General features: G+C 64.4%; 20 protein-coding genes. 13 read left to right on the top strand and 7 right to left on the bottom strand.

The window, feature by feature from the left end; genetic code table 11:
• Window positions 1-3: 3 nt before the first annotated feature.
• From ACZY0R_RS14470 to ACZY0R_RS14460, 3 genes are all read right to left on the bottom strand, one after another.
• Window positions 4-540, bottom strand: a complete 537-nt coding sequence (locus ACZY0R_RS14470) for an SRPBCC family protein (RefSeq protein ID WP_488859043.1) — start codon at window positions 538-540, stop codon at window positions 4-6.
• A 53-nt stretch (window positions 541-593) separates the two neighbouring features.
• Window positions 594-1,007: a YciI family protein gene (locus ACZY0R_RS14465; protein ID WP_488859042.1), complete on the bottom strand. Its 414-nt coding sequence runs from the start codon at window positions 1,005-1,007 to the stop codon at window positions 594-596.
• A 172-nt stretch (window positions 1,008-1,179) separates the two neighbouring features.
• On the bottom strand, window positions 1,180-1,533 hold the full coding sequence (locus ACZY0R_RS14460; protein WP_488859040.1) for a YciI family protein: 354 nt from the start codon (window positions 1,531-1,533) through the stop codon (window positions 1,180-1,182).
• 217 nt (window positions 1,534-1,750) lie between these two features.
• Between ACZY0R_RS14460 and ACZY0R_RS14455 the strand changes: the two genes are divergently transcribed.
• The 5 genes from ACZY0R_RS14455 (at window position 1,751) to ACZY0R_RS14435 (ending at window position 6,357) form a co-directional block, all read left to right on the top strand.
• Window positions 1,751-3,268 (top strand): hypothetical protein, encoded by a 1,518-nt coding sequence (locus tag ACZY0R_RS14455; RefSeq protein WP_488859039.1) that lies wholly within the window; start codon window positions 1,751-1,753, stop codon window positions 3,266-3,268.
• 111 nt (window positions 3,269-3,379) lie between these two features.
• Window positions 3,380-4,615, top strand: a complete 1,236-nt coding sequence (locus tag ACZY0R_RS14450; protein ID WP_488859038.1) for a SpoIIE family protein phosphatase — start codon at window positions 3,380-3,382, stop codon at window positions 4,613-4,615.
• A 7-nt stretch (window positions 4,616-4,622) separates the two neighbouring features.
• On the top strand, window positions 4,623-5,192 hold the full coding sequence (locus ACZY0R_RS14445; protein ID WP_276289991.1) for a SiaB family protein kinase: 570 nt from the start codon (window positions 4,623-4,625) through the stop codon (window positions 5,190-5,192).
• 30 nt (window positions 5,193-5,222) lie between these two features.
• Window positions 5,223-5,612 carry a DUF1987 domain-containing protein gene (locus tag ACZY0R_RS14440; RefSeq protein WP_045242415.1) on the top strand — a complete coding sequence of 130 codons (390 nt, stop codon included), beginning with the start codon at window positions 5,223-5,225 and terminating at the stop codon, window positions 5,610-5,612.
• A 7-nt stretch (window positions 5,613-5,619) separates the two neighbouring features.
• Window positions 5,620-6,357 (top strand): GGDEF domain-containing protein, encoded by a 738-nt coding sequence (locus ACZY0R_RS14435; protein WP_488859037.1) that lies wholly within the window; start codon window positions 5,620-5,622, stop codon window positions 6,355-6,357.
• A gap of 150 nt (window positions 6,358-6,507) precedes the next feature.
• Here the strand turns inward: ACZY0R_RS14435 and ACZY0R_RS14430 are convergent, their stop codons facing one another.
• From ACZY0R_RS14430 to ACZY0R_RS14420, 3 genes are all read right to left on the bottom strand, one after another.
• Complete coding sequence (locus ACZY0R_RS14430; RefSeq protein ID WP_488859036.1) at window positions 6,508-7,458, bottom strand: ABC transporter substrate-binding protein; 951 nt, start codon at window positions 7,456-7,458, stop codon at window positions 6,508-6,510.
• A 20-nt stretch (window positions 7,459-7,478) separates the two neighbouring features.
• Window positions 7,479-8,570: an LLM class flavin-dependent oxidoreductase gene (locus ACZY0R_RS14425; RefSeq protein WP_488859035.1), complete on the bottom strand. Its 1,092-nt coding sequence runs from the start codon at window positions 8,568-8,570 to the stop codon at window positions 7,479-7,481.
• A gap of 217 nt (window positions 8,571-8,787) precedes the next feature.
• Entirely contained in the window at window positions 8,788-9,177 is a 390-nt protein-coding gene (locus ACZY0R_RS14420) for a hypothetical protein (RefSeq protein ID WP_488859034.1), read from the bottom strand.
• A gap of 209 nt (window positions 9,178-9,386) precedes the next feature.
• Between ACZY0R_RS14420 and ACZY0R_RS14415 the strand changes: the two genes are divergently transcribed.
• The 8 genes from ACZY0R_RS14415 (at window position 9,387) to ACZY0R_RS14380 (ending at window position 18,406) form a co-directional block, all read left to right on the top strand.
• Window positions 9,387-10,289 (top strand): hypothetical protein, encoded by a 903-nt coding sequence (locus ACZY0R_RS14415; RefSeq protein ID WP_488859033.1) that lies wholly within the window; start codon window positions 9,387-9,389, stop codon window positions 10,287-10,289.
• Between the two features lie 642 nt (window positions 10,290-10,931).
• Complete coding sequence (locus ACZY0R_RS14410; protein ID WP_488859032.1) at window positions 10,932-12,251, top strand: Rieske 2Fe-2S domain-containing protein; 1,320 nt, start codon at window positions 10,932-10,934, stop codon at window positions 12,249-12,251.
• A 54-nt stretch (window positions 12,252-12,305) separates the two neighbouring features.
• Window positions 12,306-13,295: a substrate-binding domain-containing protein gene (locus tag ACZY0R_RS14405; protein ID WP_488859031.1), complete on the top strand. Its 990-nt coding sequence runs from the start codon at window positions 12,306-12,308 to the stop codon at window positions 13,293-13,295.
• A 50-nt stretch (window positions 13,296-13,345) separates the two neighbouring features.
• On the top strand, window positions 13,346-14,206 hold the full coding sequence (nadC, locus tag ACZY0R_RS14400; RefSeq protein WP_488859701.1) for a carboxylating nicotinate-nucleotide diphosphorylase: 861 nt from the start codon (window positions 13,346-13,348) through the stop codon (window positions 14,204-14,206).
• Window positions 14,207-14,218: 12 nt separating this feature from the next.
• Window positions 14,219-15,193: a PDR/VanB family oxidoreductase gene (locus ACZY0R_RS14395; protein WP_488859030.1), complete on the top strand. Its 975-nt coding sequence runs from the start codon at window positions 14,219-14,221 to the stop codon at window positions 15,191-15,193.
• On the top strand, window positions 15,190-16,389 hold the full coding sequence (locus ACZY0R_RS14390) for a Gfo/Idh/MocA family protein (protein ID WP_488859029.1): 1,200 nt from the start codon (window positions 15,190-15,192) through the stop codon (window positions 16,387-16,389). The genes ACZY0R_RS14395 and ACZY0R_RS14390 overlap by 4 nt, the downstream gene beginning before the upstream one ends.
• A gap of 32 nt (window positions 16,390-16,421) precedes the next feature.
• A complete protein-coding gene (locus tag ACZY0R_RS14385; protein ID WP_488859028.1) occupies window positions 16,422-17,420 on the top strand; it encodes a Bug family tripartite tricarboxylate transporter substrate binding protein in 999 nt (332 codons plus the stop codon).
• Window positions 17,421-17,908: 488 nt separating this feature from the next.
• The gene (locus ACZY0R_RS14380; RefSeq protein WP_488859027.1) at window positions 17,909-18,406 is read left to right on the top strand and encodes a MarR family winged helix-turn-helix transcriptional regulator; all 498 of its coding nucleotides are present in this window, start codon (window positions 17,909-17,911) and stop codon (window positions 18,404-18,406) included.
• 207 nt (window positions 18,407-18,613) lie between these two features.
• Here ACZY0R_RS14380 and ACZY0R_RS14375 read toward each other — a convergent pair whose 3' ends face one another.
• Entirely contained in the window at window positions 18,614-20,302 is a 1,689-nt protein-coding gene (locus tag ACZY0R_RS14375; RefSeq protein WP_488859026.1) for an IS1634 family transposase, read from the bottom strand.
• Between the last annotated feature and the right edge of the window lie 47 nt (window positions 20,303-20,349).

Here is a 20,349-nt window from a genome sequence, read left to right as displayed (position 1 = left end):
GGCTTACCGGGCCGCCGGCGCCTCGGCCAGCGTCTTCAGGTTGACCAGCCCTTCCTCGAAGTCCTTGCCCACCATCTTGTCCATGTTGAAGACCAGGTGCACCAGCTTGGCGAAGTACGGCACGGCGCCTTGCATCGACCACGTGACGCGCGTGGCACCGGCCTCCGGCCTGAGCGTGAATTCGGCGGTGTTGTGGGCTTCGAACGGCTTGAAGAAATCCAGCTTCATCGTGACCCGGGAGGCCGGCACCGTGTCGACGATCTCCATCCGTCCCACGCCCACCTTGTCGCTCTCCCAGGCATAGGCGGCGCCCTGCCCGCTGCGCGTGCCGCCGTAGGTGCCCTTGAGCGCCGGGTCCTTCTTTTCATACGGGTTCCACTGGTTGAAGCTGTGCAGGTCGTTGATCAGCGCGAACACGCGTTCGGGCGGCGCCTTGACGCTGGCGCTGCGTTCCACGCGGAAGGTATCGGGGCGCGTGGCGGTGAAGATCAGCAACAGGGCGACGGCCGACAAGGCGACTAGCAGGATGGTCTTGAGCATGATGGGTGTCCGCGGATTGGCTGGCTGGGAGGGATTCGAATCTGGCGCCGGGTTCAATGCTGGCCCGCGCCAATGTCGCACAAGCGCTGCACCGAGGGGCTGGGCCCGAAGTCTTCCAGCTCGAACAGCTGCCGTACCTCGATCTCGCCGTCGGCCAACTCGCCGTGCGGCGAGGGAAAGCGCCGCGCCCATTCCATGGCTTCATCGCGGCTGCGCACCTGGATCAGCGTGTAGCCCGCCACCACTTCCTTGGTCTCGGCGAACGGTCCGTCGATGACCGTGCGCTGCCCGCCGGCATAGCGGATGCGCCAGCCGGCGGAGGTGGGCCTGAGGCCCGCGGCGTCCAGCAACACGCCCGCCTTGGCCAGTTGCTCGTGATAGGCCGCCATCGCGGCGAAGAGGCCTTCTTCCGGCATCGTGCCGGCTTCGCTGCCTTGCGTGGCTTTCACCAGGATCATGAATCGCATTGCAGTTCTCCTTGTACTCGGGGTAATCCGTTGTCGGTAGCAAGCCATGCCGTTTCGGTGGCTCTTACCGGTACGACGAACCACGCGCGCCCTGATCGACACGCAATGCGAAAAAAATCCCCGATGCAGGGTAACTCCCTAATCTGCGCCACGCCGCCGCCCCCCAGCGGCCTTACATGAAGCAAGGGCCAACCTCGCGGACTTCCACGGTGCACCACGCCGCGGCGGGGCATTCGCCGGCGATTGCGATGGCTTCGTCCTGCGTGGCGCAGTCGATCAGGAAGTAGCCGCCGATCATTTCCTTGGCCTCGGCGAACGGGCCGTCAAGCAGGTCGCGCCGCCCCTCCCTCACCTGCACGCGCACGCCGTTGGTTTCCGAGGTGAGGGAGTTGACGCCCAGCAACGCCCCGCGCGCATTCAGGCCTTCGGCGAAGCGCTGCATGCTGGCGTAGGCTTCGCGCCCCTGTTCCGGGGTGCGCCCGGCGCGCTGGCCAATCGGTTCGACGATGAGCAGCATGTACGGCATAAGGTCTCCAGTTCGTCCAATTCATTCAAGGGTTTTGCTTACCGCCCCACATCCTGCACGCCTCTGCCGCCGGCCGCAAGTGGCCGGCGCGCCACATACGGGCGGGGAAATTTCCTGGCCGTTAATTGCAATCATGAACGGCGGAAGGCATTGGCCTGTGCGGGATTACCGCTTACCATGTCGGCTTTGCTCCACTCGGCATTCAAAACGGCCTTTCATGACTGCATCGCGCCAGCCAACCAACCATCCTTCGTACTTCATCGAAGGCGACACCGTGATCTGGTCATACAACGACCGGCCGCTCTGGGGGAAGGACGGCAACCCGCTGCCCATCGCCCACCCGCAGGCGTTTCGCTGCATCGACGGACGCTGGTTCACCGATGGCGAGCACGTCATCGTGCAGGCCCAGCAAGGCAGCGGCACGGCCTGGTACTACTTCTACCGGATCGAAGACGCCGATCTAGCCACCTTCGAAGTCCTGAACGAGCGCTACGCCCGCGATGCCCACCAGGCGTACTTCATTACCGGCAAGACCATCCGCACCCGCAGCCCGCAGGCCTTCCGGCCGCTCACCTACCAGGGCTGGCGCTGGCCGGAGAGCGGCCCGCTGGAGCCGGTGGCCTGCACGCATGCTTACTACGCGGTGGACGCCGAGTCGGCCTACTTCAACGGCAAGCGCGTGATCGGCGCCGACGGCGCCACCGTGGTGGGCCTCCCGGGCAACTACATTGCGGATGCCGGGCATGTCTACTACTTCGGCCGGCGCATCGATGCCGACCGGGCCAGCCTGGTGGTAGCGCCCAATGGCGACGGCCCGCTGCGCATGACCGACAAGCTCGGCCCGATCGACGACGGCAAGCGCAGGACCGCGCTCGACCAGGACGAGGTGGAGCGCTGGCGGGACTTCTTCACCGCTCTCCCCACGCTACAGGATTACTGGTGGCACCGCCTGCAGGCGCCAGCCGCAGAAGCCACGCCAGCGCGCGATGTGCTATACGACGGCCATCGCCTCACCGGGCTCGATCCGGTCACCTTTGCGGCGCGGGAACTGCCCGTTGGCCACGGTCTTACCGGCGTGTTCTGTGGCGATGCGCATGGTATCCACTGGCTGCACTGGTACAGCGAAGGCCCATGCGAACTGACCCTGCTTTCCTCGCGGCCGATATCCAGCTTGCAAGCGCTGGGGGACGGCTATCTCAGCGACGGCGCCACCGTGTTCTACGCACCGAACCACGATGAAACGCCGCAAGCCCTGCGCAAGATCGATCCCGCCGGCTTTACCGTGCTGCAGCACTCGTGGGCCCGGGATGCCAGCCGCGCCTTCTATCGCGGCAAGGCAAAAAAAGGCGTGAACCCTGATACCTTGCGCATCGCGGGCTGCTACGCGTGGGACGACGCGCAGTTGTTCTGCGACGACAAGCCGCTCAAGGTGGCCGCGCCGCACGATACGCTGCAGGTGCCCCACCCCGGCTTCCTGCTGGCCGGCGACCAGCTCTTCTTCGGGCGCCGCCCGGTATCGGCCAGGCGCGTGCACCTGCCCACCCTCGAATTCCTCGACGCCGACTTTGCGCGCGACCGTAAGCATGCCTACATCGTCGGCTATGTGAACCTGGTGGCGATCGACGGCGCCGATCCGGCCACCTTCCGCGTGCGGGGAAGGGGCCGCGCCGCCGACGCGGCGCGTGAGTATGACGCGGCGGCACTAAAGGAAGCGAGCGCGCCGGCAACCGACTAGCGGTGGCTAGCGACACTACCTCCACCAGGATGGGCCGCGGCCACATGTCACGTAACCGTCATGCGCGCGCCATACAATCGGCGGCTTCCCAATAGTCCGAATGCCCTGGCGATGCCTGACGTTCCGGTTGACTCACACTTGGCTCGTTCCCGCTTTCGGCAGCCCTGTGCCGAGGATCTCTGCGTCACGACGCCATCGGTGACCACCGAGCAGAACAATCAGGAAGTGCTGGATGTGTTCGGCAAGCACCGGGACCTTGCCAGCCTGCCGGTGACCGAGAACGGCACGCCGATCGGCCTGATCAATCGCGCGATCTTCATGTCGCAGATGAGCAAGCCTTATCACCGGGAGCTGTATAACCGCAAGAGCTGCATCGCCTTCATGGACAAGGAGCCGCTGGTGGTCGATGCCGCGATGAGCATCGAGGCACTCACCTTCAAGGCGGTGGAGTATGGCGAGAAGGCGCTTGCCGACGGCTTCATCATCGCGCGGGACGGCCGCTTCCTTGGCATCGGGCATGGCTTGCAACTGATGCGCGTGGTCGCGGACATGCAGGCCGAGAAGAACCGCCAGATCATGCACAGCATCGACTACGCCAGCACCATCCAGCGTTCGATGCTGCGCCCCTCTCGCGAGGCGCTTGCCAGAACGCTTGGCGACGCCAGCCTGGTGTGGGAGCCACGCGATGTGGTCGGCGGGGATTTCTATCACTTTGCCGCCTTTGAAGACGGCTGGTTCGCCGCGCTGGCCGATTGCACCGGCCACGGCGTGCCGGGCGCGTTCCTGACCCTGATCTCCTCGTCCATCCTGATCCAGGCCATCGAGCAGCGCGGCCCGCGCGACCCCGGGGCGCTGCTGGCGGCGGTGAACCGTGGCATCAAGCAGATGCTGAGCCAGATCGATGGCGACGACGACACGCCCGGGTCCAATGACGGCATGGATGCGGCGTTCTTCTGGTTCGACAACGCTAGCCGGCGGCTCGCGTTCGCCGGCGCCAAGAGCGCCTTGTTCGTGCTGCAGCCCGGCGACGAAGAAGGCGAGATCCTGGACGGCGAGCGCATGGGCGTCGGCTATGTCGACACAAACCTGGATTTTGCGTGGCGGAACCGCGTGATCCAGACCCGGCCTGGCAGCGTGGTGTTCGTGACCACCGATGGGCTGATCGACCAGATTGGCGGCCCCAAGGAGATTGCCTTTGGCAAGCGCCGTATACGCGAAGCGATCCGTGCAAGCCGGCATGCCTCGGCGGCACAGATCAACCAGGCGGTGCTGGATCAGTATCGCGCATGGCAAGCCCATCACCGCCGCCGCGACGATCTCACATTTTTCTGTTTTCGCGTTCAATAGTCCAGATATGAACGGTAATTCGATTGACAACGAATATGGCCCATTCTTTGAAATGGCCAGGGAACGCAACGTGATCTTCTACTACGTCGGCTATTTCTCCCAGAACATCATCGCGGCGATGTCGGACGCGGTGCGGCTGCAACTGACGGTAAGCGGCGTGGACGGATCGACCCGGCGCAAGCTCTTCTCCTCGTTCGTGGAGATGGCGCAGAACATCGTCCATTACTCGTCCGATGCGCTGACCCCGCCCACGCAGGACAGCAACCAGCTGCGGCACGGCTCGGTCTGCATTTGCATGGTCGACGACCGCTACCGGCTGATGTGCTCCAACCCGGTGGCGGTCACCAGGGTGGGACAACTGCGCGCCGCGCTGGAACCATTGCGCAGCATGACGCTGGACCAGATCAAGCAGGCGTACAAGGAAACCATGCGGGCGGAGGCGCCGGAAGGCAGCAAGGGCGCCGGCCTCGGCTTCCTGACGGTGGCCCGCGACGCCAGCGCGCCGCTGGAGTACAGCTTCCAGCCTATCGATACGGACCCGGTCTCGACCATGTTCTTCCTCACCGCAACCATCTGAACAATCTGAACGGGATCGAAAGGGAACCTGATGGAAAACCTGTTCATAGCCGCCACGCCGACCTCGCCCGAGGTGAGCTTCGATTTCAAGCAGCACACCCTCTCGCTCAGGGGCGAGTCCTATCCGGAGAATGCCGCCGTGTTCTACGGAGACGTGATCCTGCGCCTGCGCAAGTACCTGGCTGCCTGCGAGGATACGGAGGTCACCGTCCACGTTGCGCTGACGTACTTCAACAGCTCCAGCACCAAGGTGCTGTTCAGCATGTTCGATGCCATGAACGATGCGGCCGACAAAGGCAACCGGGTGATCTTGCACTGGTATCACGACGTGGACGATGACACCATCCTTGAGTTCGGCCAGGACCTGCACGCCGATTTTCCGGCCATCGCATTCTTCGACCACGCCACGACGACAAGCTGATCCGCGCATGACCGAGCCAGACCTTTTCGAGTCGGAAAACAGCGTCCTGGCCGGTGCCAGGGCGATATTCGCCAATCCCGATGCCGGCGCCCAGGCGTACCGCGACACGCTCGGCGACCTGATTGGCTATTACGAACGGCTGATGCGCGAGACACGGCGCCTGATACGGCGCAGCGACCGCGAAGAGCTGGAAATGAACCGGCTCAACCACCGGCTGCAAGACCTGGCGCGCGAACTGGAGTTCCGCGCGACGCGGGATACGCTCACGGGCGCGCTGAACCGCGGCGCCATCATCGAGCGGGCCGGAACTTTGCTTGCTGGCGGCAGCCTGTCGCTGATCGTGCTCGACATCGACCACTTCAAGCGGGTCAACGACACGCTTGGCCATCCGGTGGGCGACGCCGTGATTCGCGGTGTCGTCGACTGCCTGGAACAAACCGTGCCGGATGGCGGGCTGATCGGCCGGGTGGGCGGCGAGGAGTTCGCCGCATTGCTGCCAGGGCGCACGCTCGACGCCGCGGTCAAGCTCGCGGAATGCATGCGGCTGCATATCGCGAGCCATGCGTTTGCGCTGCCCCGGAGCCTGCAGGTGACGGCCAGTTTCGGCGTGAGCTGGAACCCGCCCGGCACCAGCTTCGAACAGGCATATGCCCGCGCGGACGAGGCGCTGTACCAGGCCAAGCGCAGCGGCCGCAACCGGGTAGTCAGCCTGCGTGAATCCGATCTCGTGCCGCCGCTGCACTAGTCACCAGCGGCGCGGGAACACCCGCTCGCCAAGGAAGTCGATCAACACCCTGAGATTGAGCGAGAGATGCCGGCTCGCCGGCCACAGCCGCCGCCAGCGCGGCCTCCACCGTGAAACCGGGCAGGCAGGCGCGGTCGCCGGCGCAGCGTCTCAGACAGCCAGCGGGAAGCTGGTGTCGAACGTCGTCCGCACATCCAGCCGCTGCTTGAGCAGCCCGGCCTTCAGGTAGAAATCCGCCGTGCGCTGCTGCTCGGCGATCAACTGCGCATCGATATTGCGCCATTGCGTATGGCGCCGTTCGAACTGCAGCCGCGCCGCCTCCGGCGGGATGCCGATGATGCGCGCCAGCGCGGCGGAAAAGCTGTCCACATGCTGGTACGACCACACTTGCGCGCGCACCACGCGCTGCAGGAAATCGCGCAGCACTTCACGCTTGGCAGCCAGCGCGCTGTCCGTCACCGCCAGGTAGCTCAGCCCCGACCACAGCCCGCGTCCGCTGACCAGCACGCGTGCGTGGCCGCTGGTCTCGGCCAGCGCGGTGTAGGGCTCCCAGGTGGCCCAGGCATCGACCGAGCCGTTGACCAGCGCAAGCTTGGCGTCCGCAGGCGGCAGGAAGCGCAGGCTGGCGTCCTCCGGCTTGAGCCCGGCCGATTCCAGCGCCTTCAGGGCGACCAAATGGCCGATGGAGCCACGGTTGGTGCCGATGCTCCTGCCGCGCAGGTCCGCCGCCGTCTTGAGAGGCGAATCGGCGCGCACCAGCACGGCGGTGCCGAACGGGTCCGAGCGGTTGGCGCCGATGATCTTGATGGGCGTGCCGGCGGCCAGCGCGAAAATGGCCGGCGCATCGCCGATCGGGCCGGAATCCACGGCGCCCGCATTGAGCGCTTCGGCCAATGGCGCGGCGGCGGGAAACTCTGTCCACTGGATGTCGTAGGCGAGGCCCTTCAGTTCGCCGGCGCTTTCCAGCAGCGCCCGCAGGCCGCCCTTTTGGTCGCCGGCCTTGAGCACGGGCCGCCCCTGGGCGGAAACGGAAAAAGGCAAAGCGCTGCTCGCAGCCGCCGCCGCGCCGTAGTGCAGGAATTGTCTTCGGGATGTCGTCATGGTGCCGCTCGCCATCCCCTTCAGGCAGCCTTGCGGCCGTTGGCGGCATCGCGTTGCGCCACCAGTTCGCGCACGCGCGGAATCAACTCGCGGCCATAGTCCACGGCATCCTCCAGCGGATCAAAGCCGCGGATCAGGAAGGTGGTCACACCAAGGTCGTAGTAGTCCAGCAGTGCATCGGCCACCTGCTCCGGCGTGCCGACCAGTGCCGTGGAGTTGGAGCGCGCGCCGGTCAGCGTGGCGATCTCTGTCCACAGGCGCTTGTCCAGGCGCGGGCCCTTGTCGGCGGCGGCCAGCAGGCGGCGCGCGCCTTCGCTTTGCTGCGGGCCGCCCTGCCCCAGGCCGGCCGCTGCGCGCAGGCGGCGCGTTTCTTCGAGGATGGCATTGGCGCGGGCCCATGCCGCCGTCTCGGTTTCCGCCAGGATCGGCCGGAATGAGACCGAGAAGCGCACCTGCCGACCATGCCTGGCGGCTTCGGCGCGCACTCGCGTGGTGATGTCGCGGACCTGGTCGAGCGACTCGCCCCACAGTGCGTAGACATCGGCATGACGTCCGGCAACTTCAATCGCCGCGTCCGAAGCACCGCCGAAGAAGATCGGCACATGCGGCTTCTGGGCCGGCTTCACTTCCGAGAAGCCCTGGGTAAAGCGGTAATACTTGCCTTCGTGATCAAACGGCTTGCCCTCCGTCCAGAGGCGCCGCAGGATGCCTAGGTATTCGTCGGTACGTGCATAGCGCTCGTCGTGGCCGAGGAAATCGCCGTCGCGCTGCTGCTCCGAATCCGAGCCGCCGGAGATGAAATGCACGCCCAGCCGGCCGCCGCTGAACTGGTCGAGCGAAGCAATCTGCCTGGCCGCCAGCGTGGGAGCGGTAAAGCCCGGCCGGTGCGCCAGCATGAAATGCACCCGCTCGGTCACGGCCGCCGCGTAGGCGATGGTGAGCGTGGCGGAGGGGCCGGTGGAGTGATGCGGTACCAGCACGCGGTCGAAACCGGCGTTCTCATGCGCTTGTGCAAATGCCCGCACATAGTCGCGATCCACCGCCGGGCCGCTGGCCGGATGGATTTCCGACTGTTTCTGGCTCTGGATCATGCCAATGATTTCCACGCTCATCGTAGGCTCCTGTTCCTGGTTCTCGGTAACGCCGCAGCGCCGGGATGAAAGGCGCCACGCGGCTGGAACATGAACATACGCCGTCGCGGTTCGATCTTTAAGGAATAAGAACGCGTGTCGATATGCGGTTTTGCGCGGGAGCCTGGGCGCGGTACCAGGCGGCGCCTGCGCAGTTGGCATCGAAGCAGCCGAAGGCTGTCTCTGCGCGGCCGCGCAATCAGCCGGCAGCAGCGCTCTTCAAACCGTCCGACACGCCTTGTGCCGAGTCTTTGCACCACTGCCTGGCGCCGAGCGGGCTGCTTTCAATCCCTTCTTCCCTACCGTCGGACAGCCTCACCTTGCCGCGCAAACCCGTAGCCTCGCTGGCATCGCCCCCGCTCGTGTCGACGCCAGGGAGCCCCGCCATCAAAGCCACCATCTTCCTGGCGTTCTTGATGCTGTCCGCTTTCAGGAAGCCCTTTCCGACACAGTAGCTGGTGAGGCCGGCGACGTTGCGGGACATCTCATACATACCCTTGAGCACAGCCGGGTCTGCCTGTGCGTGAGCCGGGGCGGAAAGCCCGATCGTGCCGGCGGCCATCAGGAATACTGAGATCTTCTTGTTCATATCTCGCTACGCGTCCATTCAAATGCCGGGTTACTCGATCCACCTGTCGTCGTCGCGGCCACCGTCTTCGGTGCCCGGCGTCAACTACCTGGCATTACCAAGTATACTTTTAATCACATGAGGCTTCGCAGCCTTCCGTCAAAACGGACCCTCCGGCGTCCGTTTTCTTGTTTCCCGGCCTGACATCGTTACCTTTTTCCGCTCACCGCATGACTCTTCGATTTCGTCCCGCCCACTGCGCCGCACTGGCTTTGCTGCTCTCCACCCTGGGCACCGCGCCCTATGCCCTGGCCGCCGATGCCGTCCTGGTCCTGGACACCAGCCCCAAGGAAACGAGGGACGCCCCCGCGCTGGATCTCGCCGTGACCCGATTTGCGGGCAACGCGTCCGGTACCTACTACTGGGCGGAAGGGCTGCTGGCCGAACAACTGCTGTCCGGGCTGGCATCGCGCCCCAACCGGACCCGGCAGCAACTGCCCGGCGACCTGCGCCTGCTGTCGTCGCGCCGCCAGCTCTCCGACGGCGCCGAACGCGCGGCCGTGCTGGTGGACGATCGCGGCGACGTGCTGGCCGCGGCGATGGTGCACCGGCAATGCGGCAAGAAGGGGCTGACGTCCTGCCAGGACAGCCAGCACGGCGTGCTGTCTGTCTTCCTGCGGCCCGGTTTCGATCGCGCCAAGGCAAAGCCGCTGGTCACGTGGAGCCAGGACGTGCCCGAGGACCTCAAAAATGGGGACGGCGAGAAGATCGCCACGGTGGAATACGTCACGCTGGATGCCAGCAACACCGCGGGCAAGCCGGTCAAGCGCCCCACAGGATTCTCCCCGGAGGTGCCGCTGTATCCGAAGGCGATCATCTATCGCACCGCGCAGGACGCCCTGAGCAACGCCAAGGCCAAGCGCGTGCTCAGGCTGCAGACCACCGACAGCATCGAGCAGGTGCTGGCCTTCTACCAGCAACTCACGCCGCCGCTGGAAGATGCTGAGTCCGACGCGGATGAAAATACCGGCTACGTGATGGGCACGCGCAAGGGCGTGACGTTCTCCGTCAACCTGAAACAGAACAAGGACTTCCCGACCATCACCAACATGGAGGTCGAGATCGGCGAATGATCCGGCTGCCGGGCGGCGAGGGACGCATTACATGCCATTGTCGCCGTCCAGCCTGCCGATCGAATTATTGCCCCCACCCACGTAGCAAGCGCGCGCGTCAGGGCGGCATGCAAGGTGCTGTCCAGCGTCATCACCGTGCCCCTCTCCTCGTCCTTCCGGACCTTGGGGAGGATAGCTGGTTGGGCACCGGGTTAGCACCCGACGCGGTGACCGTCACCCCGACACCACCCCGAACACCCTCACCGTCGGCAGCAATGACGGCCGGATGCAGTTGCAATGACGCTCGCACCCGGCAACTCAGCAACTGCGCGGAATCGGCCTGAGCCCGGCGAGTACATGCTGTGCGCCATTTGTGCTTCCCGTGCCACGCCAGACACGCCTGCTCGCGTGATGAATTCCGATTGCCAGATCCTGCGCCACCGCCCACCCGCTCGGCTGCTACCAGCTTTCGCATACGCCTGCTGAGCCCGCGTTTCTAAAAAATATACTTACATCACTAAGTATTTTCCCTTGGTTTTCGTTCGGTCTTCTTGTCATTGCCGTCCCACCTCATTATGCTTAGCTAACTAAGTTTTACCATCCAAAACAACCGATGTGCACGACCGATCCCACCCGGGAGACGTCCGCCAGGAGTGCCGAGAAATGATCACCGAAGAAGACAACGAACTGCTGTGCCGAGTCGAAGGCGACGCGCCGATGGGACAGTTGATGCGCCGGCACTGGACGCCGGTATGCCTGATCGAGGAGGTTGCGGAACCTGACGGTGCGCCCGTGAAATCACGCGTATTCGGGGAAGACCTGGTGGTATTCCGCGACAGCGATGGTCGGGTCGGCGTGATGGACGAATACTGCCCGCACCGCCGGGCCTCTCTAGTCTACGGCCGCAATGAAGAAGGTGGATTGCGCTGCCTCTACCACGGCTGGAAGATGGACGTCGCAGGCAATGTGCTGGAGATGGTTTCGGAGCCCCCCTCGAGTTGCATGGCGCAGAAGGTCAAGCACAAGGCGTATCCCAGCAAGGAATGGGGCGGCATGGTCTGGGCCTATATGGGCCCGGCGGACTCGATACCGGAATTCACGCCGCCACGATGGGCGCCGACCGAAGAGACCCGAGTGAGCATTGCCAAGGTACTCCTGCCATGTAACTGGGCACAAGTGCTCGAGGGCGCGATCGATTCGGCCCACAGTTCCAGCCTGCACAGCTCCGATATGGTTCCGGCACGGGTGAACAGCGCAAAGGCCACCTCGAACCTTTGGCTCCGTCCCTCGACCGACAAGGCGCCGCGCTTGCAGGTGCAGCGCGGCAGCTACGGATTCCGCTATGCCGCCATTCGCCGGCCCATCCACGAGGCGCAGACCCACGACTACGTCCGCTCGACCGTGTTCGTTGCCCCGGCGACGGCATTGATTCCTCCCAACAATCTCTACAACGTCGCCAATGTCAATGTCCCGATGGATGACACGAACACGGCGTTCTACTTCATCGCCTGGGGCCATCCTGCGCAGACACCCGAGACCGAATCCTGGCGCAAGTTCCTCCGCCAGACCGTGGGCGTCGACCTGGACCCCTACTACCGGCCGCTGCGCAATATGGAGAACCGCTTCTGGCAGGATCGCCAGGCCATGAAGGCTGGCAACTTCACCGGCATCTCGGGCTTCCCCAACCAGGACGTGGCAATGTGGCTGACGATGGGGCCGATTGCGGACCGAACCCATGATCGGCTCGGTGCCAGCGATCTCGCCATCGTCGAGTTCCGCAAGCAGATGCTGGATGCCGTCAAGGCCTTTCAGGAAGGCAGCGAAGCGATCGGCACCGGCGCCAACGCGATTCCCGCCGACGTCTGCGCGTTCCAGGCCGTCGTGCCGAAGACGGACGACTGGCGGACTTTCACGGTCTCCTATGTATGGGCGGATGGCCAGGACCGGCCGGAGTTCGAACCTTCTTACTCGATCACGACGTAGGACGCGCCCGGCACCTTCCGATTTATCAGACCCAGCCCCCAGAGCCATTGCACGATGACAAAACTACGCCTTTCCGTCGCCATGGGCGACTATGACCGTACCCGCGCCCTGCTCGATGGCCGCGCCCAGATCGACGGTGTCGACCCGGTCTACATGACGCTCACCCCCGAGGAGATGTTCTTCCGCGCGATGCGCAGCCAGGACTTCGATATCACGGAGCTTTCCTTCTCGAGCTACCTGGTCAAGCACTCGCGTGGCGACTGCCCGTACATCGCCGTCCCCGTCTTTCTCTCCCGAGCTTTTCGCCATACGTCGATCTATGTCCGCAAGGACCGCATCAAGCGGCCTGAAGACTTGAAGGGCTGCCGCATCGGCATCCCCGAATACCAGCTCACCGCGATCGTATGGGCGCGAGCGATCCTCCAGGACGAGTTCGGGGTTCGTCCGTCCGACGTCACTTGGGTGCGCGGCGGCATCGATACGGCGGGCCGCCCCGAGAAGGTCAAGCTCCAGTTGCCGGCCGACGTCCGCGTCGAGCCCGCGCCGGAAGGACGCACGATCTCGGACATGCTCGACCACGGCGAGATCGACGGGTTCATCGCGCCCCGACCGCCTGGCGCCAGCGCGTTGCGCAACGAGAATATCGCGTGGCTGTTCGATGACCCTACCGCGGAAGCCAAGGACTATTTCCGTCGCACGGGGGTCTTTCCGATCATGCACGTGGTTGGCGTCCGGAAGACCCTGGCGCAAGCCCATCCCTGGCTTCCCGGCGCGGTGTTCAAGGCATTCAGCCAGTCCAAGGCCTACGCTCTCGAACAGCTGTCCGACACGTCGGCGACGAAGGTGACCATGCCCTTTGTCGAGGAGATGCTGAAGGCCGCCCGCGAGACGCTCGGCGAGGACTACTGGTCCTACGGTGTGCAAGCGAACCGCCGGACTCTGGAAACCTTCGTGCGGCATCACCATGGCCAGGGACTGTCCGAGCGCCTGGTCCCGGTGGAAGACATCTTTCACCCGTCCACCTACGAGTCATACAGCATTTGACAAGATCGCGCGCGCAGATCGTGCTGCAACGCGCGCCCCTGGGAGCAAGGATGTTCGAGTACAACGAGAGCCTGGAGCAGGCGCTGCATCGCAATGTCGAGGATGCCCTGCGGGAGGACATTGGGCGCACCGACTGGACGGCCCAGCTCGTGGCGGCCGGCAGACGCATACGTGCTCGCGTGATCGCCAAGGAAAGCGCGGTGATCGCCGGCCAGCCGTGGTTCAGCGCTTGCGTACTGCGCCTCGACCCGACCGCGTCGATCGAATGGTTGGTCGCCGAAGGTGCCACGGCGGCGGCGGGCAAGGAGCTTGTTCGCCTGGAAGGCGACGCGCGGGCTCTGCTGTCTGCCGAACGCTCGGCACTGAATTTCCTGCAGATGCTGTCCGGCGTGGCAACAGTGACGCGCCGCTATGCCGAGCGCATCGCCGACGTATCGCCGAACCCGAAGGGTTGTGCCATCCTCGACACGCGCAAGACCATGCCTGGGCTGCGCCAGGCCCAGAAGTACGCCGTTCGCGTTGGAGGCGGCGTCAACCACCGCATGGCACTGTGGGACGGGATCCTGATCAAGGAAAACCACATCGCGGCCGCAGGCGGGATCAAGGCGGCACTCGAGCGGGCCAGGCACCTTGGCACCGACGTGTCCGTCCAGATCGAAGTCGAGAACCTGGCGGAACTGGAAGAAGCGCTGGCGGCAGGCGCCACCAGCGTCCTGCTGGACGACTTCAGCCTGGACGATATGCACCGGGCCTTCACCCTGAACGCCGGGCGCGCGCTGCTGGAAGTATCGGGGGGTGTGGACTGGGAATCGCTGCGCGCCATCGCGAGCACCGGCGTAGACCGGATATCCAGCGGCAAGCTGACCAAGGACGTGTTCGCCATCGACCTGTCGATGCGATTCGACGCCTGACAAGAGAGACTTATGACGACCATTACACAGCCCCACGCCGATACGCAGATGCTCCTGCGTATCGCCCGCATCCATGACGCGGCGGAAGGTATCCGCAGCTTCGAGTTCGTGCAGCCCGATGGCACCGATCTGCCTCCTTTCACGCCAGGCTCGCATATCAAGGTGCAGACGCCCAACGGCCTGCTGAGGAAGTACTCGCTGTGCAACGACCCCGCGGAACGTCACCACTACATCATCACCGTGAAGCGTGACGCCAACGGCCAGGGCGGCTCCGTGAGTCTTTGCGACGACGCCAGGGAGGGCGACCCGCTTCCCGTTGGCTTGCCGGAGAACGCATTCCCTCTCGTCGACAATGGCAGGGCGTTCATCTTCATCGCTGGTGGCATCGGCATCACACCCATCCTGTCGATGATCCGCAGCTTTGGAGAACTGTCGACGGCCAAGTGGAAACTCTACTATTTCACGCGCTCGCCGGAGACCACCGCGTTCCTGGATGCGTTGCAGGCACCCGAACTCCGGGGCAAGGTAAAGATCCATCATGACTTCGGCGATCCCGACAAGGCATTCGACCTGTGGCCGGTGCTGGAGCGGCCGTGCGACACGCACGTCTACTGCTGCGGCCCGCGCGGGCTGATGGACGCCGTGCGTGACATGTCAGGTCACTGGCCCGCCACGAAGATTCACTTTGAGAGCTTCAACGAGGGGGGCGAGGTGCGCGCGCACGACAAGCCGTTCGACGTTGTGCTGAACAGTACCGGGCAGCGCTTCGAGGTTCCGGTGGGCAAGAGTATCCTGAGTGTCCTGCGCCAGCATGGCTGCAACGTGCCGTCTTCCTGCGAGAGCGGAACGTGCGGTACCTGCCGCACCACGCTGGTGGCGGGCGAGGCGGATCACCGTGACATGGTCCTGATGCCGGAAGAGATGAAAGGCCAGGTGATGATCTGCGTCTCGCGGGCAAGAAGCGCCGAACTCGTGATCGAGCTATGAAACGGAAACCTGACGGAAAGGTGCGCCTGGGTGTCGTCGGACTCGGCCGGGCATTCTCGCTCATGCTGCCCACCTTCCTCGCAGACGATCGCGTGGTCCTCGCCGCCGCCTGCGACCCGCGCGACACTGCGCGCCGGCAGTTTGCGCGCGATTTCCATGCCCCGGTGTACGAGGACCTGTCTGAGATGGCATTCTCGCCTGCCATCGATGCAGTCTACGTTGCCAGTCCACATCAGTTCCATGCCGCCCACGCATGCCTTGCCGCGGCGAATGGCAAGCACCTGCTGGTCGAAAAGCCAATGGCATTATCGATGGCGGAGTGCGACCAGATGATCGAGGCGTGTGCGCGGGCTAACGTGCAAATGATCGTCGGGCATTGCCACAGCTTCGATTCCCCCTACTTGCACACTCGTCGCCTGCTCGACTCGGGCCGCTTCGGCGCAGTGCGGATGATCCACGCGCTGAACTACACGGACTTTCTCTACCGGCCGCGGCGCCCGGAGGAACTTCAGACCGAGGCTGGCGGTGGGGTCGTCTTCAGCCAGGCGGCGCACCAGGTCGACGTGGTCCGCCTGCTCGCCGGTTCCCCGGCCAGTCGGGTCCGGGCGACGCTTGGCCAATGGGATCCATCCCGACCGACCGAAGGCGCATATTCCGCCATGCTTTGGTTCGAGAACGGGAGTTATGCTTCCCTGACCTATAGCGGCTACGGCCGCTTCGACTCGGACCCGTGGAACGGCGGATTCACCGAAATGGGTTTCCCAGCCCACGAAGAGGACTACGGAAAGGCGCGACGCAGGCTCGCCGGCATCGGCTCGGCCGAGGCGGAAACACGGCTCAAGGCGGACGCCACCTACGGCGGGCCATCCTGGACATCGCCCGCCGGCGCGCACGCCCCGCTCGCCCACCAGCACTTCGGCCCCGTTATCGTCAGCTGCGAGCACGCAGACATCCGCCCCATGCCAGACGGCATCTGGGTCTATGGCGATAGGGAACGGGAACACATCCCGCTGCCGGCGCCGTCGGTGCCGCGTTTCGAAGTCATCGACGAACTGATTGACGCCGTCGTTCACGGCCGGCGCCCAATCCACGGCGGACCCTGGGCAAAGGCCACGCTCGAAGTCTGCCTCGCGATGCTGGCTTCGGCACGTGAGGCCCGGGACATCGAATTGCCGCATCAAACTTACCCGACATAGCGGCGCACTACTATAAAGAGAGGAGACACACCATGAGACGCCCCCCCAACCATCTCGCACGGCGCAAGCTGTGCCTGTGCCTGTGCCTAACGGCCGCCGCATTCGCCCCAACGGCGACTCTGGCAGGCGCCGATTCCTGGCCCAACAAGGCGGTCCGGCTGATCGTTCCCTATGCGCCGGGCGGTCTGCCCGACACCGTTGCCCGCGTCCTGTCCCAGCAATTGACACAACGTCTGGGCAAACCGTTCGTGGTCGAGAATCGTCCCGGCGCCAATGGCGTGGTAGCTGCGCAGGCGCTTAAAACGAGCCCTGCCGATGGCTATACCTTTCTGGTCACCGACGGGTCGATGATGACAATCAACCCCGCGATCTACAAGGATCTGTCCTATGAGCCCAAGCGCGATTTCGTGCCAGTCTCGTTGGCGGCGAGATCTCCGCTGTTTCTAGCCGTCAATGCCCGTGTGCCGGCAAACTCGCTCCAATCCTTTATTGCCCTTGCAAAGTCGAAGCCTGGCCAACTCAACTACGGCTCGTCCGGCATAGGGAGCACGCATCAACTATCGATGGAAGCACTGAAAGCCTCACTCAAGATCGATATCAGGCACATCCCCTTCCGCGGCTCCGGCCAGTCCGTCCCGGCGCTGATCGGGGACCAGGTGCAAGTGGTGTTCGCCGCTTTGCCTTCGCTATCGGGCTTCGTGAAGTCCGGCCAGGTGAAGATCCTTGGCACCAACTCACTGCAGCGGTCCAAGCTCGCACCGCAGATTCCGGCGATCTCGGAAGTAGTGCCCGGGTACGACTATGCCGTAACCGTTGGCGTACTCGCGGCGACGGGAACGCCTGAGGCCGTGGTGAAGCAGATGGCAGACGCCGTCGCGGATGCCGTCAAGATGCCAGAAGTCATTTCGCAGCTGCACATCGCAGGCATAGAGCCGGTGGGTGGGTCGAGCGCGGACTACGCCAAGGCGCTCAGCGACGAGACGGCGCGCTATGTCGAAGCCATCAAGATGGCCCAGGTAGTCGCGGAGTAGCGTGATCCTGCCAGTCGGATATCCGACAATAACATCGCAGGCTGGCGCGGTTCAATCTCCCGCGGGGAAACGATAAGATCCACGGCGCCCAATTCCGGGCCTACATGGCACAGCGGTCGAACTGGTTGCCGCCGGCTCTTGAGCGGGGACGCATCGGCGTCCCCGCCATGCACCGTTCCATTACCTGTGCGACCACAGCAGATTCCGCGCCTGGCACCTGTATCGACGCATGTCGGGGACGCGCTCCGGCACTGCCTACAGCGATGTGACCAACCGCATGGCTGCTCCCGCTCGCGCCATCTCCACCTGCCGATCCATGTCTGCGCAGCCCATCCCTGGCATGATGTTAATATTAGGCTCATAAACAAATCCCGCTGGCGATACCTTCATCCGCATGCAGCGTCCTGCCGGACCCCGGCGTGCGGTCGATGCCACAGCCGGGATTGCGATAATCCGCTCTTCCTCTTGAAGAGCTTCTGGACCTTTCCATGCCGAGCAACACCAGAGATACGGAAATTGCCAGTCGCATGCTGCGGCACTGGCACGAAGCAGTGCCCAACGATCGAATGGCACATCTCGTCAAGGACGCGACGCGGGGATTTTTGCGAGCGCTACAGACGAGGCTTGCCCGCCACGATGTGCAATTGGGGCACTGGACCTTCCTGCGCATCCTATGGGAGCGCGACGGCCTGACGAAGCGCGAGCTCAGCATAGAGGCAGGCGTGATGGAACCCACCACGGTCGTTGCGCTCAAGGCCATGGAAAAACTTGGCTACGTCAGCCTCCAGCAGCGGCCCGACAACCGCAAGAATATCTACGTGTTCCTGACGCCTCTGGGCAGGAAGTTGAAGAAGCTGCTTGTTCCGCTGGCCGAAGAAGTCAACGCATTGGCACTGAATGGCATTCCAGCCAAGGAAGTGGAGACGACTCGCCGTGCGCTGCTCGTGATGATCAACAATCTCGGTGCCGATGCCCAGGCGGAGTAGCTCCGGCTGCCCGGCTTAAGCCGCAGTGTAACCCGCATCAATTGCCATGACGCTGCCAATCGCTGAGGCAGCGCCTGCCGAACTCAGCCAGAGGATGCCCGAAGCAATTTCCTCCGGTGTGCTGTATCGCCCTAGCGCTACTTTCGCAAAGCAAGGGGCCGGATCGACGGTTCTTGCCCGTCAATCGTGGCTGAACGGGCGCCCAGGTCATACATGAAACAACGTTGGTCCCCACCGCTGCAGTTCGAAAACCTTCACGGCGCGGCGCTGCTCGGCCGTGAGCTCCGGCGCCAGCATTGCCGTTGGCCGTCGTCCCGCCGCCCCGGTCTTCGTCCTCACCAACGTCACCTTGATCTCGGCCAGTCCTTCCATCATGCGACGGGCCGAGGCGTCGGTCCGCAGGGCAATCTTCGCCAAGCTCACGAGCATCAGGCCGAGCACGGTCGCGAAGGTGTGCAGACGCAACGATCCATCTGCCCACTGGTGTGACGGTCCCCAGGGAACCACGCCGCCTTTCTTGGCCCTGCGGAACAGCTCCTCGACGTTCCACTGTCCTCGGAAGGCGGAAACGATTCGCCCGGTGCTCCAGTTGTGCCGATCCGTACACAGCACCCGCCTGCCCAGCCGCGTTCTCTCCAGTTCGCGGCGCAACGTGGCATCGACGTGCCAATGCAAGGTCGGTACCGCTTCGCTGCCGGCGATGGTGGTCACGACGAAGCTCGATAGGTGTTCCCGAGCGAGCGCCTTCTTGACCCGCAGCTCCAGCCGGCTGCGCGTGATGCGGCCCTTTTGGACCAACTCCTCCAGCGTGCTCAGTTCCACCTTCGCCTTGCGCAGTGCCGTCGCGATCCCGCGTTTCTGGCCCGCCAGCAACTCCTGGCTCTCCACCACGACGAGCGTGCGATCCAACTCGCCGACGGTGGTCCGAACCCGCGCCGCCCGCACGTCGCTGAGCTTGCCTGACAGCGGCTTCATGGCACCGCGCTGCGCCGCCATCCGCAGCGCCTCCTCCGCGGCCTTGTGTCCCAGCGGCAACGAGATGAGGCTGTAGTAGCCGGCGGCATCGAGATCGAGTTCCAGTTGCGGGCTCCAAAACCCGCCGTCCCGTACCACCGTGCGCTGCGCCGGCCGCGCGCGGCCCTCACCGCTGTCGAGTGCCTCGTGCAACTGCGCCAACCCACCCAGGCACGCCGCGAGCACGGCCTGGTCCGAGCCGTTGCCGGGATACGTCCGATACAACAGCGGCACATGTCCGGTCTCGCTGACCAGGACGCCAAGCCCTACGACACGCAGGTCGCTTCTCTTGCTCTTGGCGTGGCCTCGCCGGGCCAGTTCGCCGGGCGTCTGCGTGTCGATGTGGGTATCGAAGTTCGTCGTATCGAACGCGAGCACGTCGGCGGACAGCTCGAAGCGGGCCACCGCGGCCTTCGCGATGGCCACCTGAGCCTGCTCCAACTGCTCATCGGTCACCTGCTGCGCGATGCGATGAAAGGCCTGGCCGGTGAACGCGGACCCCGGCAAACACGACAGCCGCGGCAAACTCGCGTCCAGAAAATCACCCAGCTCGCACTTGGGTCCCGGCGCACACGCACGCTGAATCGCCACAGCCACCGCCAACTCACCCACCGACGGGCCATCCTTGGCGCCAACCCCTGCGCACGCGCGATCAATCTGCCCGACCAAGTCCAGCTGCTCGGCCACCCAGATCAAGGCTCCGACATCGCCGACCCCGCGCGTGCCCACCGTCTGGGTCGCGCTCAGATCCGCCACTCGCGGCGGCTCGGCCGGTCCCAGCACGACCTGGCGTGCGACGGAACGGCCCCGCTCGGCGTCCCACACCGACTGCGCGGCAATACGGTAGCGATGGCCGTTGACTTCTCGTTCGAAGATGTGCATGTTCTTTCATGTAGCATCTCAGAGCCAAAGAATCAAGCGAAATCCAG

It is taken from the genome of Cupriavidus sp. F041 (assembly GCF_057814235.1).
Note: the sequence above shows the minus strand (reverse complement) of the source record. Positions and strands in the feature narration are given on the sequence as shown.

Bases quoted from the DNA above. Each gene is read 5' to 3' on its own strand.
- ACZY0R_RS14470 (WP_488859043.1), bottom strand. From the start codon at position 540: ATGCTCAAGACCATCCTGCTAGTCGCCTTGTCGGCCGTCGCCCTGTTG.
- ACZY0R_RS14465 (WP_488859042.1), bottom strand. From the start codon at position 1,007: ATGCGATTCATGATCCTGGTGAAAGCCACGCAAGGCAGCGAAGCCGGC.
- ACZY0R_RS14460 (WP_488859040.1), bottom strand. From the start codon at position 1,533: ATGCCGTACATGCTGCTCATCGTCGAACCGATTGGCCAGCGCGCCGGG.
- ACZY0R_RS14455 (WP_488859039.1), top strand. From the start codon at position 1,751: ATGACTGCATCGCGCCAGCCAACCAACCATCCTTCGTACTTCATCGAA.
- ACZY0R_RS14450 (WP_488859038.1), top strand. From the start codon at position 3,380: ATGCCTGACGTTCCGGTTGACTCACACTTGGCTCGTTCCCGCTTTCGG.
- ACZY0R_RS14445 (WP_276289991.1), top strand. From the start codon at position 4,623: ATGAACGGTAATTCGATTGACAACGAATATGGCCCATTCTTTGAAATG.
- ACZY0R_RS14440 (WP_045242415.1), top strand. From the start codon at position 5,223: ATGGAAAACCTGTTCATAGCCGCCACGCCGACCTCGCCCGAGGTGAGC.
- ACZY0R_RS14435 (WP_488859037.1), top strand. From the start codon at position 5,620: ATGACCGAGCCAGACCTTTTCGAGTCGGAAAACAGCGTCCTGGCCGGT.
- ACZY0R_RS14430 (WP_488859036.1), bottom strand. From the start codon at position 7,458: ATGACGACATCCCGAAGACAATTCCTGCACTACGGCGCGGCGGCGGCT.
- ACZY0R_RS14425 (WP_488859035.1), bottom strand. From the start codon at position 8,570: ATGAGCGTGGAAATCATTGGCATGATCCAGAGCCAGAAACAGTCGGAA.
- ACZY0R_RS14420 (WP_488859034.1), bottom strand. From the start codon at position 9,177: ATGAACAAGAAGATCTCAGTATTCCTGATGGCCGCCGGCACGATCGGG.
- ACZY0R_RS14415 (WP_488859033.1), top strand. From the start codon at position 9,387: ATGACTCTTCGATTTCGTCCCGCCCACTGCGCCGCACTGGCTTTGCTG.
- ACZY0R_RS14410 (WP_488859032.1), top strand. From the start codon at position 10,932: ATGATCACCGAAGAAGACAACGAACTGCTGTGCCGAGTCGAAGGCGAC.
- ACZY0R_RS14405 (WP_488859031.1), top strand. From the start codon at position 12,306: ATGACAAAACTACGCCTTTCCGTCGCCATGGGCGACTATGACCGTACC.
- nadC (WP_488859701.1), top strand. From the start codon at position 13,346: ATGTTCGAGTACAACGAGAGCCTGGAGCAGGCGCTGCATCGCAATGTC.
- ACZY0R_RS14395 (WP_488859030.1), top strand. From the start codon at position 14,219: ATGACGACCATTACACAGCCCCACGCCGATACGCAGATGCTCCTGCGT.
- ACZY0R_RS14390 (WP_488859029.1), top strand. From the start codon at position 15,190: ATGAAACGGAAACCTGACGGAAAGGTGCGCCTGGGTGTCGTCGGACTC.
- ACZY0R_RS14385 (WP_488859028.1), top strand. From the start codon at position 16,422: ATGAGACGCCCCCCCAACCATCTCGCACGGCGCAAGCTGTGCCTGTGC.
- ACZY0R_RS14380 (WP_488859027.1), top strand. From the start codon at position 17,909: ATGCCGAGCAACACCAGAGATACGGAAATTGCCAGTCGCATGCTGCGG.
- ACZY0R_RS14375 (WP_488859026.1), bottom strand. From the start codon at position 20,302: ATGCACATCTTCGAACGAGAAGTCAACGGCCATCGCTACCGTATTGCC.